We start from the raw sequence: 13,822 nt of genomic DNA on the forward strand, positions 1-13,822 counted from the left end.
GGGGCCGCGGACCGGCGGCGTCCACGTTGTGGCCCGCGTTGTCGGTGGGGGGTGCGAGACTTGCGCGGGTGAGCACTACGCACGATCTGCGAGAGCGGCTGGCCGCGCTGCGTGGCCCGACGACCGTGCCGCGCCCGATGGACGCGCGCGCCCTGGCGGCGCTCGCCGCGAACCCCGGGTGCCGGCGCCGGGCGCTGCTGGACGCCGCGGGGGTGGACAAGGCGGCGGTGGCCCGTGTGCTGGGCAACCCCGCGCCCTTCGGGCAGTCGCAGTTCGCCTTCGTACGGGGCCATGCCTTCGAGGCCCGGGTGAAGGCCGAGGGGTGCGCGGAACTGCTGCGCCTGCTGGGCGCGCCCGAGAACACCGAAGCCGTGCTGCCCGACCTGTCCGCCCCGGGCCCCGAGGGCCGGGTCGCCCGTACCCGCCTCGCGCTCAAGGAGGCGACCGCGGCGGGCCGGTGGACCCTGCTCGACCACCCCCTGCTGGTGCTCGAGGTCGCGGACTCGCCCGTCTACCTCGAGCCGGACGCCATCGCCGTACGGCCGGACGGCTCGTGGACGGTGGTGGAGGTCAAGTCCTTCCCGATCCTGGACGGTTCGGCGGACGCGGTGAAGGTCGGCGCGGCGGCCCGGCAGGCAGCGGTGTACGTCCTGGCCCTGGAGCGGCTGGGGTTCGGCACCCCGGAGCAGCGGGTGCTGCTGGTGTGCCCGAAGGACTTCTCCAACCTGCCCGCCTCCGAGTTCGTCGACGTCCGCAAGCAGCTCTCGGTCACCCGGCGGCAGCTGAACCGGCTGACCCGGATCGAGGAGATCGCCGCCGCCCTGCCCGAGGGCACGACCTTCGACCTGCGGCTGACCGACGACGGACGGACGGCGACCCGCCCCGCCGCGGAGCTCTCCGACGCGGTGGACCGGCTGCCCGCGGCCTACGCGCCCGAGTGCCTGGCCAGTTGCGAGCTGTCCTTCCACTGCCGTGAACAGGCCCGGGGCTGCGGCGCGGTGGAGGTCCTCGGCCGCGGCGTGCGCGGTGAACTGGGCTCGCTGACCGAGGTGGAGCAGGTGCTGGCGGCAGCGCTCGGCACCGAGGGCGATCCCGACGATCCCGCGGTCGCCGCGCTGCGGCGGGCGCAAGCCCTGCGGGCGGAGGCGCTGGGATGTCGCTGATCTCCGTGCTGGCCCGGGCGGAGGCCATGGCGACCGGCCGGGCGACCCCGCTCGCGACGGTGCGCCACCGCCATCTGTCGGACCGGCCGCTGGTCCTCGTCCCGCTGACCACCGCAGGCGAGGTCGGCGCACCGCTGGGCGCCCTGGTCGGCACGGACCGGGACGCGCCGCGGGTGCTGGCGGTGCCGCAGCCGCGCGACCGCGACCTGCGCTTCGCCTTCCTCGCCGAACTGGCCCAGGTCGTCCTCCCCTACCTGGAGTCCTACGCGGACGACACGGAGACCGAGCCGGCGACCCGCAACCGGGAGGAGTCCGAGGTCTGCGCCGACGCGCCCCAGATCGTGGTCGCCAACACGCCCGCGGCGGAGTACGTGCGTCTGCTCGGGCGCTCGACCCGCTTCCGCCGCACCGCCGAGGACGACCCCGACGAGCCGCACCCGGTGCCGGCCCGGGTGCCGCTGCTCGGCCGCTGGCTCACCCACTACGGGGAACGCGCCCGCACCCCCGGCTCCGCGCTGCTGCTGTCCGCGACCGAACTGCTCTCCCGGCACTGGGCGACCGGCCAGAGCAACCTCGAGGACCAGCACCTGGGCGCGCTGCTGGCCTGGATCGACCCGCCCGAGGGCACGACGGGCATGGCGGCGGCCCGCCGCGCGGAGTCCCACCGCGGCGCGGACGGCCTGCTGGTCTGCCCGCCGGCCGGCCCGGCGACCGACCCGGTCTTCGACAACGCCGTGCTCGCCCCGGCGACCGCCCGCTACGACGCCGGGATCAGCGGTGCCGGGGAGGAGATCGCCCGCCTGCTGGCCGGCCAGATGCGCCCCACCTGGGACGCGGTGTGGCGGTCGCTGGACCTGCTGCGCGAGCTGCCCGAGGGCGGCCACGTCGCGGACCGCTGGAAGCGCGATCGCTGGTCGTACACCTCCCACCGGGACCGGGTGCGCGCCGGGGAACCGCCGCAGCCCCGCCGGGACGACGCCGTGTCGGCGGCCCAGAAGCTCGCCGGCCGGGAGACCGCGCAGGTGCGGCTGGAGGCCCAGGAGGCGCTGGACGACCCGCTGGTGATGGCCGGGCGGCGGCTGGCCGGGGAGGCCTTCGCGGGCCGGGTGGACCGGGTGGAGATGGCGATGAGCGAGGGCAAGGTGCCCAAGCCGCGCCCCCTGGTGACGGTCCTCACACAGGACCGGCCCCACCTGGACGAGGACGCGAAGCTCTACCGCGCGCTGCCGGACGGCCGTACCCAGCAGGCCCGGTTCGTCGAGTGGGCGGGGACCGGGGCGGTGCTCCTGCGGGTGGTGAACGGCATGGGCCGCGGCAAGGTCCCCGACCCCGGCACGGTGCCGGAGGAAGGGGACGAGGTGTGCTGGACGCTGTTCGAGCACGCGCCGCGCGGCGGCGCCGGGCTGCCGGAGCCGGAGGACACGCCGTGGACCCACGGCGGGCCCCCGGGCGCCGCCACCGCGGGCGGCGGCACGCCCGCGGCCGTCGTCCCCGCCGTCGTCGTCCCCGCCGAGAGCCCCGACCCCGCGACCACGGAGGACTACCTGTGAGCCCGGTGAGCGACGCCGCCCGGGCGGCCGGCACCGCGACCGAGCGGATCCTGCACGACACCCTGCACGGCACGCACCGCGGCGTCGTCGTGGACTCGCCGCCCGGCGCGGGCAAGTCCACCCTCGTGGTGCGCGCCGCGCAGGAGCTGGTCGCGGCCGGCGAGTCCCTGATGGTGGTCGCCCAGACCAACGCGCAGGTGGACGACCTGGTGGACCGGCTGGCCACCGCCGACCCGGGGCTGCCGATCGGCCGGCTGCACGGCAGCGACTCGCCGCCGGACCCGGTGCTCGACCGCCACGAGGCGGTGCTGAAGTCCGCCAAGGCGGCGGACCTCGCCGGGGCCAAGGTGGTGATCGCGACCGCCGCCAAGTGGGCCTTCGTCAAGGACACCGAGCCCTGGCGGCACGCCATCGTCGACGAGGCCTACCAGATGCGCTCGGACGCGCTGCTACAGGTGGCCGGGCTGTTCGAGCGGGCGCTGTTCGTCGGCGACCCCGGCCAGCTGGACCCGTTCAGCGTGGTCGGCGCCGAGCAGTGGGCGGGCCTGAGCTACGACCCGTCGGCCAGCGCGGTGGTCACCTTGCTGGCGCACAACCCGGGGCTGCCGCAGCACCGGCTGCCGGTGTCCTGGCGGCTGCCGGCCTCCGCCGCTCCGCTGGTCTCGGACGCCTTCTACCCGTACACCCCGTTCCGCAGCGGCACCGACCACGGTGACCGGCGGCTGTCCTTCGGCGTCCCCGGTGACGGCTCGGGCCCGGACCGGGTGGTGGACGAGGCCGCCGCTTCCGGCTGGGGGCTGCTGGAGCTGCCCGCGCGGCGCACCCCGCGCACGGACCCGGAGGCGGTGCGCGCGGTCGCGCTGGTCGTCCGGCGGCTGCTGGACCGCGGCGGCGTGGCGGTCTCCGAACGGGGTACCGCCCCGGTGGGCCCGGACCGGATCGCGGTGGGCACCGCCCACCGCGACCAGGCGGCGGCGGTCCGCACGGCGCTGGCCGGCCTGGGGGTGACCGGGGTCACCGTGGACACCGCCAACCGGCTGCAGGGCCGGGAGTTCGACGTCACCGTGGTGCTGCACCCGCTGTCGGGGCGTCCCGACGCCACGGCGTTCCACCTGGAAACCGGTCGGCTGTGCGTGCTGGCCTCGCGTCACCGGCACGCCTGCATCGTGGTGTGCCGGGCGGGGGTCTCGGAGCTGCTGGACGAGCACCCCTCGACGGAGCCGGTGCAGCTCGGCGTGACCGTGAAGTTCCCGGACGGCTGGGAGGCCAACCACGCCGTGCTGGCCCAGCTGTCCGAGCACCGCGTGGCCTGGCGGCCGTAGCGCGCCGGCCGTCCGCCCGGGGCACTCTTGCGCGAGGCGGGACAATGGAAGGCGCTGACGATCCTGGAGGTACGTTCATGTCCGAGCCGCAGTCGGCTCACAGCGCGGCGGGCAAGCAGCCCGCCCCGCGCCTGAAACCCGCCCAGCTGCTGTTCGAGCCCGCCGCCCTGGCCGAGGACGAGGAGCACTTCTTCGACCTGGAGTCCATCGAGGACCCCCGGGAGCTGCTGTCGCGTGCGTCGGAGCTCACCCTCGCCTTCCGCGCGGCCGCGGACCGGGCGACGGAGTTCCAGGCCATGGCCGCCGCGCAGCTCGCCGACCCCAAGCGCTTCGACCGGCTGACCCCCGCCGCCATCGCCGAGCAGGCGGGCTGGTCCGAGGACTACGCGAAGCGGATGATCGAGTTCGGCGAGGGCCTGATGCGGGGCGGGGACGCGGCGCTGTCCTGACGGCGCACCTGGCATATGCGTTCGGGGCAAGGTACCCGACACATGGCGGGCGTGTCCGGCCTTCGGGAGATGTCGCGTAGCGAAACGTTCACTCACGGTAGTTGTATGGGTCATGAGTGATTGGCAGTGGCACACATGGCCGGGGGGCGTGCCGGAGTCCGCCTCCCACCCATATCCGTACGCGCAGTACCCCACCCCCGACGGGGCCGACTGGCTCGCCTCCGCCAGCGCCTTCCCGCGCAGCGTGCGTGCGCTGTGGTCCGCCCGGCCCACCGCGCCCAGCGTGCTGCCCTGCGGGACGGCCTTCGACGCGGTGAACCTGCCGGCCCTGTTCGGGCGCCGGGTCCTGGAGCAGTTGTGGTCGGCGGGACCGGGCTCCGGCCCGGCCGCGACGCTGCGCGGACGGCTGCTGCTGCTCGCCGAGCCGGGCACCGCCGCACGCCTCCCCACGCTGCTGGGCTGGGAGGAGTGGGGCCTGACGGTGCCGCCGATGCTGTGCCACGGCGCGGGGGACTCGGTGGCGCTGCCCCCGCCGTACGGGGACACCGGCCACGCGCGTTCCCGCTGGCTGGTCGCCCCCGACACCCGCCGGCCCTGGCTCCCCGGTGCCGACGTCCTGCTGTGGGCCTGCGTCCGGGCGGCCCGCGCGGAGGCCGGATGATTATCGATTTTCACCCGCCCGCAAGCGGATGCTAATGTCTACGACGTCAGCGAGCGCCGCTAGCTCAACTGGCAGAGCAGCTGACTCTTAATCAGCGGGTTCGGGGTTCGAGTCCCTGGCGGCGCACTCACGGCAAGGCCGTTGACCTGGGCGCTCTCCCATCGGGAGGGCGCCTTTCGTCATTCCGTGCCGTGCTCCCGGGGCCGCTACGGGCCGTCCCACAGGGGGCGCGTGGTGGTGATGCGCACCGTCCAGCCCTCGTCCTCCCGGTCACGGCCGAGGACCTCGACGGTGAGGCCGCGGGCGCGGTCGGTGAAGCGTCCGCCGGTGGAGAACGGGGCGTCGTTGAGCGCGTTGAAGGTGGCGCTGCTGTACTCGCAGGCGGAGGTGCGCGGGTGGGCGTCCGCGACCGTGACGGGGCCGTGCCCCGAGTCGACGTCGGTGCGCACCTGGTAGACGAGCACCCCCTCGCGGCAGGCCTCGCTGTCGTTGCCGCGGGCGGCGCGCGCCTCGACCACGTACGCCCGGGTCCGGCCCAGGGGGATGACCGCCGCCTTGCGGCCGCCGGGCACCTCGACCGGGGTGAGGTGCACCGAGCGGGCGCCCGGGTCGCGGACGCAGACGACCTGCCAGTCGTCCAGCCAGCCCAGCCGCCACTTGTGCCAGGCGAAGAGGTCGCCCTGCAGGCCCCAGTCCAGCGACATGCTGTCCCACTGGCCCGCGAGGGTGTCGGTGTGCCCGAAGTCCTCGACGGAGTACAGGTCGGGCAGCCCGAAGGCGTGGCCGTTCTCGTGGCTGAGCACCCGTGCCCCGGACTGGTCGTGGCCGTACACCAGGGAGACCCGGTCCAGGCTCGTGCCGTCGTCGGTGGTGGCGGCCGAGGCGCCGGTCCAGGTCACGGAGAGGACGGCCTGTTCGGCGGGCGGACCGGCGTTGGGCGTCACCAGGACGTTGACCAGGTCGTACCCCGAGAAGTCGACCTCGCGGTCGGCGACGCGCAGCAGGTCCCGCATCATGGCGGTGTGCGTCCGCCAGCCGTAGCCGCGCCCTATCCCGTACGACTCGAAGGGCCGGGGCATGCGGATGTAACGCAGCACCGGCGTGGAGACGTAGCGCAGTTTCCCGTACGAGGCGCGGTAGAACCAGTGACGCACGGCGGGGAAGAACTCGCTGTAGCGCTCGGCGGCGCTGTAGGGGGCGGGCTTGTCGGGGAAGTCGACGAGCAGGGTGAGCGCCCGCACCTCGCCGGTGGCGCGGGCGAACTCCCGGCCGTCGGCGCCCCCGAACCCCTCGGACATCGTGACGCCCGGCGCCGCGCGCAGCGCACAGGGGCGGTCGGCCGGCGGGGCCGCGGCGGGCGCGCCCTCGGTGACGGCGGTGCTGCCGGCGGCGAACAGGAGCACCGAGGCCAGGACCGCGAGCGCCCGGGGACCGCGCATCGCCTCAGCCCTGGGTGACCTGGACGGTCCAGGATCCGTCGGAGTGGCGGTCGGCGACGCGGACGCGCGCCGAGCGGCCGAGGGCGTACGTCTCCCCCGTCCGCAGCGGGGCGTCGGCGAGCGGCGGGTACACCGAGGACTCGCCGCACCCCTCGCTGCCCGGGTGGGCGTCGACGACGTCCACGGGACCGTCGCCCGACGACACGTCGGCCCGGACGCGGTACATCAGCACGCCCTGGCTGCAGGCGAGGCGGTCGTTGCCGAGGGCGGCGCGGGCCTCGATGGCGACGGCGCCCTCCAGGCCCGCGGGCAGCACCAGCAGCTTGGTGCCCCCGGGCCGCTCGACGGGGCTGAGGCGGAAGGTGTGCGTGCCGCCCTCGATGACGCAGCGGACCTGGGACGGCCGGAGCCAGCCCAGTTTCCACTTGTGCCAGGCGAAGAAGTCGGGGGCCAGGCCGAACTGACTGCCCATGAGGTCCCAGTCCCCGACGTGGGTGTCCCAGTCGGCGATGCTGCCCGCGGGCGGCCGGTAGTAGAGGTCGGGCAGGTCGAAGGCGTGGCCGGTCTCGTGGGCCAGCACGTTGATGTCCGGCGGGTGGCCCTCGAAGACGGTGACGAAGCGGTGCAGGTCCGCGCCGTCGACCTGGACCGGCCGGCCGAGGTTGACCACCTTGGTGGCGTCCGGGTCGACGCCCGGGGCGTCGGGGTCGGCGACCAGGTAGACGACCCCGTACCGGGAGAAGTCCACCTGCCGGTCGGCCGCGACCACGGCGTCCCTCAGGTAGCGGGCGCGCAGCGCGGGGCTCCAGTCGCGGCCGATGCCGTACGCGGTGGACGGCGCGGGCATGCGCAGCCAGTGCGGCAGGATGCGCGGCCGCAGCCGGAAGGTGCCGTACGAGGCGCGGGCGAAGAAGTCGGTGGTGGCCGGGAAGTGATCGGCCGCCAGTTCGCCGGGGCTGATGGTGGGGGCGGCGTCGGGGAACGCCAGGAACACCATCAGCGCGTCAACGTCGCCGCGGGCGCGCGGGTAGGCGGCGTTCCAGGCGCTGACGCCCTCGGAGTGGTGGGCCCGGGTCCGCTGCAGGGCGCACAGCGAGGAGTCCGAGCCCCCGGCCGCGGGGCCGGTGACCAGCGTCCACGCGACGACGGCCGCGAAGACGCTGACGGCGGCGATGGCCGCCCGGATCCCGTCGGGGGCATGCCCGCGGACGCTCCGGCGGAACCGCCGATGCGCACGTATGGGTAGCCCTGACAGCGGCACGTGGACCTCCCGTACGGGGTCGGGACACCCACATCACGCTGCTACGGTTTGCTATGTTTTGCCCTGTTATGCTGCGCCGCCCGGGTTACCGTCCGATCACTACAGTGCGTAATGAGTGACGAAAACCGGTCAATGGAATTCAGGGGCCAATCACAAATGATCAAGATCGCATGCCGCGTGCCGAGAATCACCACGACGGCGGTGGCCGCGGCAATTCCCCAACGTCTATGATCGGCACATTTCCAGCATGAACGCCGCTTCTTGGCGGTCATTCGATTCCTCCACGACCACGTGTGCGAGACGACACCTATGCGGGAGCCAGCGGTGGGCGGACCCTCGGGAGGCCCGGACCTCGAACCCGAGGCGACGGCCACGACGGTCACTCAGCGTCACGCTTCGGCCCCGGAACGGTCAGCCCCCGAACGGTCGGCCCCGGACCGCACGTCGCCGGAGGTGCGCGACTACCGCGCCGCCTTCAACGTGGCCCGGCTGCCGATGGCGCTGGTCGACCCCGACGGCCGGGTGCGCGAGGCCAATCCGGCGCTCGGCGCGCTGCTCGGCGCGGACCCGCTGCTGCTCACCACCCGCACCGCGGCGGAGTTGCTCGGCCTCGCCGGCGGCGGCGGCGAGGCGCCCCCGCTCGCGGAGAGCCCGGAGTACGCCGAGTACGAGGACGTACTGACCGGACGGCGCGGGGAGTTGCGCCGCACCAGACCCGTGCGCGGACCGGAGGGACGCACGGTCTGGGCGGAGGTCGTCGTCGTGCCCGTGCCCGGCGGTGCGCTGATGTCCGTGGAGGACCTGGGCGAGACCCGCGACCTGCGCGAGCAGTTGCGGCACCTGCGGATGCACGACCCGGTCACCCGGCTCCCCAACCGGCAGTTGTTCTTCGAGCGCCTGGCCACCGCGCTGGAGGGCGCCGACAGCCGCACCGGCCGGATCGGCCTGTGCTACCTCGACCTCGACGGCTTCAAGGCCATCAACGACACCCTCGGCCACCGGATCGGCGACCGGCTGCTCAAGGCCGTCGCCGGCCGGCTCTCGGACTGCGCGGCCCGCCTCGGGCGCAGCGGGACGCTCGTCGCCCGGCTGGGCGGCGACGAGTTCGCCGTCCTCGTCGAGGACTCCACCGGCACCGGGCAGGCCACCGGGCTCGCCGACTCCGTACTGACGGCGCTGCAGTTGCCGTTCGACCTCGCCGGGCAGCGCCTGGCGGTCTCGGCCAGCATCGGCGTCGTCGAGCGCGAGGCCGCCGGCGCCACCGCGACCGGCATCATGCAGGCCGCCGACACCACGCTGTACTGGGCCAAGGCCGACGGGAAGGCCCGCTGGACGCTCTTCGACCCCGAACGCAACGCCCACCGGATGACCAAGCAGGCGCTGTCGAGCACCCTGCGGCAGGCCGTGGAGCGCGGGGAGTTCACCCTGGAGTACCAGCCGCTGGTGGAGCTCGGCACCGGCTGCCTGCGCGGGGTCGAGGCCCTGGTGCGCTGGGAGCACCCGCACTTCGGGCGGCTCGGGCCGAACCGGTTCATCCCGCTCGCGGAGGAGAACGGCTCCATCGTCCAGCTCGGCCGCTGGGTGCTCGCCGAATCGTGCCGCCAGGCACGGCAGTGGCAGAAGGACTGGCCCGACGACCCCCTCTTCGTCAGCGTCAACGTCGCCGTGCGCCAGGTGTGGGACTCCGACCTGGTCGCCGACGTCGCGGAGATCCTCGACGACACCGGCCTGCCCGCCGGGCTGCTGCAACTGGAGCTGACCGAGTCGGCGGTGATGGGCTCGGCCGGCCGGCCGCTGCAGGCCCTGCACGCCCTGCAGGAGATGGGCGTGCGCATCGCCATCGACGACTTCGGCACCGGCTACTCCAACCTGGCCTACCTCAGCCGGCTGCCGGTCTCCGCGCTCAAGCTCGACGGCAGCTTCGTGCACGGCTTCCGCGACGGCCTGCACCCCAACCCGGCCGACGAGACGATCGTCGAGGCCCTGGTGCAGCTCGCCCACCGGCTCGGGCTGACCGTCACCGCCGAGTGCGTGGAGAACGCCGAGCAGGCGGAGCGGCTGCGCCGGATCGGCTGCGACACCGGGCAGGGGTGGCTGTACTCGCGCCCCGTGCCGGCCGAGGGCATCGCCGCCCTGCGCGGCCCCGGGCCGGACGCCGCCGCCCCCGGGGAATAGCGGGAGCCGGTGCCGGGTTGGTCGTTGCCGTAGGCAGCGAACCGGCCGCAGGAGGCGACGCAGGCACGTGGACACGAACGACCCGGTACGAGGCACCACCCTCGGCAACGCACCCGTCCCGCTCTCCGTCCTCGACCTGGCGGGCGTCGGCAGCGGCCTCACCGCGAGGGACGCCCTCGTCTCCGGGGTCGAGCTTGCCCGGCTCGCCGAGGCCCGCGGCTACCACCGCTACTGGGTCGCCGAGCACCACTCGATGCCCGGGGTCGCGTCCTCCTCCCCCGCCGTGATCCTCGCCCACCTGGCCGCCCACACCGAGCGCATACGCCTCGGCTCCGGCGGCGTCATGCTGCCCAACCACGCGCCGCTGGTCATCGCCGAGCAGTTCGGCACCCTGGAGGCGCTGGCACCGGGCCGGGTGGACCTCGGCCTCGGCCGCGCCCCCGGCACCGACGGCGCCACGGCCGCCGCGCTGCGCCGCACGGACCGGCTGAACGAGGGCGCCGACGAGTTCCCGCAAGCGCTGTCCGAACTCCTGCGCTTCCTGGACGACGACTTCCCCGAGGGCCACCCCTACGCGCGCATCCACGCCATCCCCGGTCCCGTGCAGGGCACGGTGCCCGGCGGTGTGCAGTCCGCGGCGCGGCCGTCGGTCTGGCTGCTCGGCTCCAGCACCTTCAGCGCCCGGCTGGCCGCGGTCCTCGGACTGCCCTTCGCCTTCGCCCACCACTTCTCCGCGGCGAACACCGAACCGGCGCTGGAGCTGTACCGCAGGTCCTTCCGGCCCTCCGAGGTGCTGGACGAGCCGTACGCGCTGATCGGCGTCGCGGCACTGGCGGCGGAGGAGGAGAAGGACGCCCGCCGGCAGGTACTCAGCGGCGCCCTGGGCATGCTGCGCCTGCGCATGGGACGTCCGGGCCTGCTGCCCTCCCCGGAGGAGGCGGAGGCGTACGAGTTCAGCCCGGCCGAGCGGGACTTCGTCGACGGGTGGCTCGGCAACGTGGTGCACGGCACGCCGGACGCGGTCCGCGAGGGCCTGGACGCGCTGGTGCGCCGCACGGGCGCGCAGGAGCTGATGATCACGGCCAACGCCCACACGCCCGCCGCGCGGGTGCGTTCCTACGAGCTGATCGCCGACGCGTACGGCCTGCCCGGCGGCGCCTGACCCCGGGGCCGGGGCGTGGGCGCCGCACACGCCCCGGCCGTACCGTCCGTCCGCGCGCTCGGCACGGCTCCGCTAGACGTCCACGGCCACGTACGTGATCTCCAGGTACTCGTCGATCCCGACAGCGCCGCCCTCGCGTCCGGTCCCGGACTGCTTGACGCCGCCGAAGGGCGCCGCGGGCGTGGAGACCACGCCCTTGTTGAGGCCGAGCATGCCCGTCTCCAGCTCCTCGGCGTAGCGGATCCCGCGCCGCAGGCTCTCCGTGAAGACGTAGCCGACCAGGCCGAACACGGTGTCGTTGGCCAGCCGGATCGCCTCGTCGTCGTCCTCGAAGGTGACGACCGGCGCGACCGGGCCGAAGACCTCCTCCCGCAGCATCGCCGCGTCCGGCGGCACGTCGGCCAGCACGGTCGGCGGGTAGAAGTAGCCGGGGCGGTCCGAGAGCGGGGCGCCGCCGGTGACCGCGCGGGCCCCGGCCGTCACGGCGTCGCGCACCAGGCGGTCCACCTTGTCCAGGCCCGCGCCGTCGATGAGCGGGCCGACCTGGGTGCCGGGCTCGGTGCCGCGGCCGACGACCATGGAGCCGAGCTTCTCGGCGAGCCGCCCGGTGAAGGCCTCGGCCAGCTCGCGGTGGACGTAGATCCGGTTCGCGGCCGTGCAGGCCTCGCCGATGTTGCGCATCTTGGCGATGGCCGCGCCCTCCACGGCCTTCTCCAGGTCCGCGTCCCGGCAGACGATGAGGGGGGCGTTGCCGCCCAGCTCCATGGAGGTGCGCAGCACCTGCCGCGCGCTCAGCTCGATGAGCTTCTGCCCGACGCCCGTGGAACCGGTGAAGGAGAGCTTGCGCAGCCGCGGGTCCCGCGTCAGGGGGTCGCTGATCTCCGCGGGGCGTGAGGTGGTCAGCACGTTGAGCACGCCGTCCGGCAGCCCGGCCTGCCCGAGGACCTCGGCGAGGGCGAGCATCGACAGCGGCGTCTGGTGGGCCGGCTTGACGATCATGGTGCAGCCCGCGGCGACGGCGGGGCCGATCTTGCGGGTGCCCATCGCCATGGGGAAGTTCCACGGGGTGATCAGCAGCGCCGGGCCCACCGGGCGGCGCATCACCCAGATCCGGCCGTTGCCGTCGGGCGCGGTGCGCCAGCCGCCCTCGATCCGCACCGCCTCCTCGGAGAACCAGCGGAAGAACTCGGCGGCGTAGAGGACCTCGCCGCGCGACTCGGCGACCGGCTTGCCCATCTCCAGGGTCATCAGCAGGGCGAGTTCGTCCTGCCGCTCCACGATGAGCTCGTAGGCCCGGCGCAGGATCTCCCCGCGCTCGCGCGGCGCCGTGGCCGCCCATCCCTCCTGCGCGGCGGCCGCGGCGTCCATCGCCGCCTCGGCGTCCTCGGCCCCGGCGTCCGGCACGGCACACAGCGACCGCCTGGTGGAGGGGTCCTCGACCTCGTACTCGCGCCCGTCGCTCGCCGGCCGCCAGCGGCCGCCGACGAGCAGTGCCTTCGGCACCCGCTCGACGACCAGCTGCTCGCGCTTGCCGTTCCCTTCGGTGCTGTCGCTCATGGCAGCTCCCTGCCTCTCGCGGACGTTCCGGACATCGGGTACCCCACCAGATTCGCATGAATGCCCCCGGTGCGCCGGGGTAGGCGCGGCCCTCGTGCGATCACCGCGCCGCACGGAAGCGAACTACCGGAGGTCTGGTTCATGTCGGAGCGCAGTTCACTGTCCCGCAGGGGTTTCCTCTCCCGTACCGCGGCCGTCGGCGGTCTCGCCGCGGTCCCGGGGCTGCTGGCGGCCTGCAGCCGTACCCAGGTGGGCACCGGCGCGCCCACCGGCGACGGCGACCTGCTGGCCAGGCTGAGGAAGCAGGGGTACGTCCGGGTCGGGTTCGCGGGCGAGGCCCCTTACGGGTACCGGGACGGCAACGAGCTGGCCGGCGAGGCGCCCACCCTCCACCGGGAGATCTTCACGGCGCTCGGCGTACCGGAACTGCGGCCGACGCTCACCGACTTCGGAGCGCTCATACCGGGCCTGACCGCCGACCGCTTCGACGTGGTCAGCGCCGGGATGGCGATCACGCCCGACCGGTGCAGAAAGGTGATCTTCTCGGAGCCCGAGTTCGTCTCGCCGACCGCGCTGATGGTCCGCGAGGGCAACCCCAAGGGCCTGAGCGACCTGGTGTCCTGCGCCCGCGAGAAGGCCACCGTCGGCGTGCTCAGCGCGGCGGTCGAGGCGGACTACGCGGACGCCGCGGGAGTGCCGCTGACCTCGGTGAAGTCCCTGGCCAAGCAGCAGGACGGGGTGGACGCGCTGCTCGCCGGGCGGATCGACGCCTTCGCCCTGACCGGGATCTCGCTGCGCTGGCTGGCCCGCACCAACGACGGCGCCGCGGTGGAGGTGCTGGACCCCTTCCTGCCGGTGGTCGGCGGCCGCAAGCAGTACAGCCCGGGCGGCGCGGTGTTCCGGCAGGACGCGACCGCACTGCGCGACGCGTTCAACAAGGAGCTGGGGAAGATCACCGCCGACCCCGGCCGCTACACGTCCCTCATCGGGAAGTACGGCTTCACCAAGGCGGAGGTGCCGCCGGCGACCCTGCGCACCGCACAGCTGTGCAAGGCCTGAGGCGGCGCCTTGTCCTCGTCCCCG

Annotated in this window: 11 protein-coding genes and 1 tRNA gene; 9 read left to right on the plus strand and 3 right to left on the minus strand. The window is 74.4% G+C overall.

Going from position 1 to position 13,822, the window contains the following annotated elements; genetic code table 11:
* Window positions 1–68: 68 nt before the first annotated feature.
* The 6 genes from ACZ7MY_RS03565 (at window position 69) to ACZ7MY_RS03590 (ending at window position 5,271) form a co-directional block, all read left to right on the plus strand.
* A complete protein-coding gene (locus tag ACZ7MY_RS03565) occupies window positions 69–1,163 on the plus strand; it encodes a hypothetical protein (protein ID WP_499599194.1) in 1,095 nt (364 codons plus the stop codon).
* The gene (locus ACZ7MY_RS03570; RefSeq protein ID WP_499599196.1) at window positions 1,154–2,713 is read left to right on the plus strand and encodes a hypothetical protein; all 1,560 of its coding nucleotides are present in this window, start codon (window positions 1,154–1,156) and stop codon (window positions 2,711–2,713) included. Before ACZ7MY_RS03565 ends, ACZ7MY_RS03570 begins: the two co-directional genes overlap by 10 nt.
* Complete coding sequence (locus ACZ7MY_RS03575; protein WP_499599198.1) at window positions 2,710–4,035, plus strand: AAA domain-containing protein; 1,326 nt, start codon at window positions 2,710–2,712, stop codon at window positions 4,033–4,035. The genes ACZ7MY_RS03570 and ACZ7MY_RS03575 overlap by 4 nt, the downstream gene beginning before the upstream one ends.
* A gap of 77 nt (window positions 4,036–4,112) precedes the next feature.
* The gene (locus ACZ7MY_RS03580; protein WP_499599200.1) at window positions 4,113–4,484 is read left to right on the plus strand and encodes a DUF8844 domain-containing protein; all 372 of its coding nucleotides are present in this window, start codon (window positions 4,113–4,115) and stop codon (window positions 4,482–4,484) included.
* Between the two features lie 112 nt (window positions 4,485–4,596).
* Complete coding sequence (locus tag ACZ7MY_RS03585) at window positions 4,597–5,145, plus strand: bifunctional DNA primase/polymerase (RefSeq protein WP_499599201.1); 549 nt, start codon at window positions 4,597–4,599, stop codon at window positions 5,143–5,145.
* A 53-nt stretch (window positions 5,146–5,198) separates the two neighbouring features.
* Window positions 5,199–5,271, plus strand: a tRNA-Lys gene (locus tag ACZ7MY_RS03590).
* Window positions 5,272–5,351: 80 nt separating this feature from the next.
* On the opposite strand, the gene ACZ7MY_RS03595 is transcribed toward ACZ7MY_RS03590, so the two are convergent.
* A complete protein-coding gene (locus ACZ7MY_RS03595; protein WP_499599203.1) occupies window positions 5,352–6,584 on the minus strand; it encodes a M6 family metalloprotease domain-containing protein in 1,233 nt (410 codons plus the stop codon).
* 4 nt (window positions 6,585–6,588) lie between these two features.
* A complete protein-coding gene (locus tag ACZ7MY_RS03600) occupies window positions 6,589–7,770 on the minus strand; it encodes a M6 family metalloprotease domain-containing protein (protein WP_499599369.1) in 1,182 nt (393 codons plus the stop codon).
* Window positions 7,771–8,154: 384 nt separating this feature from the next.
* On the opposite strand from ACZ7MY_RS03600, the gene ACZ7MY_RS03605 reads away from it, so the two are divergent.
* Window positions 8,155–10,020: a putative bifunctional diguanylate cyclase/phosphodiesterase gene (locus ACZ7MY_RS03605; protein WP_499599205.1), complete on the plus strand. Its 1,866-nt coding sequence runs from the start codon at window positions 8,155–8,157 to the stop codon at window positions 10,018–10,020.
* A gap of 67 nt (window positions 10,021–10,087) precedes the next feature.
* Complete coding sequence (locus ACZ7MY_RS03610; protein WP_499599206.1) at window positions 10,088–11,182, plus strand: LLM class flavin-dependent oxidoreductase; 1,095 nt, start codon at window positions 10,088–10,090, stop codon at window positions 11,180–11,182.
* Between the two features lie 72 nt (window positions 11,183–11,254).
* Here the strand turns inward: ACZ7MY_RS03610 and ACZ7MY_RS03615 are convergent, their stop codons facing one another.
* Window positions 11,255–12,739: an NAD-dependent succinate-semialdehyde dehydrogenase gene (locus tag ACZ7MY_RS03615; protein ID WP_499599208.1), complete on the minus strand. Its 1,485-nt coding sequence runs from the start codon at window positions 12,737–12,739 to the stop codon at window positions 11,255–11,257.
* Window positions 12,740–12,880: 141 nt separating this feature from the next.
* Here ACZ7MY_RS03615 and ehuB point away from each other — a divergent pair, with 141 nt between their 5' ends.
* A complete protein-coding gene (ehuB, locus tag ACZ7MY_RS03620; protein WP_499599209.1) occupies window positions 12,881–13,798 on the plus strand; it encodes an ectoine/hydroxyectoine ABC transporter substrate-binding protein EhuB in 918 nt (305 codons plus the stop codon).
* Window positions 13,799–13,822: the final 24 nt, after the last annotated feature.

It is taken from the genome of Streptomyces sp. NPDC111520, from assembly GCF_055635295.1.

Excerpts from the sequence above, each read along its gene's own strand:
- ACZ7MY_RS03570 (WP_499599196.1), top strand. The coding sequence starts at position 1,154 with ATGTCGCTGATCTCCGTGCTGGCCCGGGCGGAGGCCATGGCGACCGGC.
- ACZ7MY_RS03580 (WP_499599200.1), top strand. The coding sequence starts at position 4,113 with ATGTCCGAGCCGCAGTCGGCTCACAGCGCGGCGGGCAAGCAGCCCGCC.
- ACZ7MY_RS03585 (WP_499599201.1), top strand. The coding sequence starts at position 4,597 with ATGAGTGATTGGCAGTGGCACACATGGCCGGGGGGCGTGCCGGAGTCC.
- ACZ7MY_RS03595 (WP_499599203.1), bottom strand. The coding sequence starts at position 6,584 with ATGCGCGGTCCCCGGGCGCTCGCGGTCCTGGCCTCGGTGCTCCTGTTC.
- ACZ7MY_RS03605 (WP_499599205.1), top strand. The coding sequence starts at position 8,155 with ATGCGGGAGCCAGCGGTGGGCGGACCCTCGGGAGGCCCGGACCTCGAA.
- ACZ7MY_RS03615 (WP_499599208.1), bottom strand. The coding sequence starts at position 12,739 with ATGAGCGACAGCACCGAAGGGAACGGCAAGCGCGAGCAGCTGGTCGTC.
- ehuB (WP_499599209.1), top strand. The coding sequence starts at position 12,881 with ATGTCGGAGCGCAGTTCACTGTCCCGCAGGGGTTTCCTCTCCCGTACC.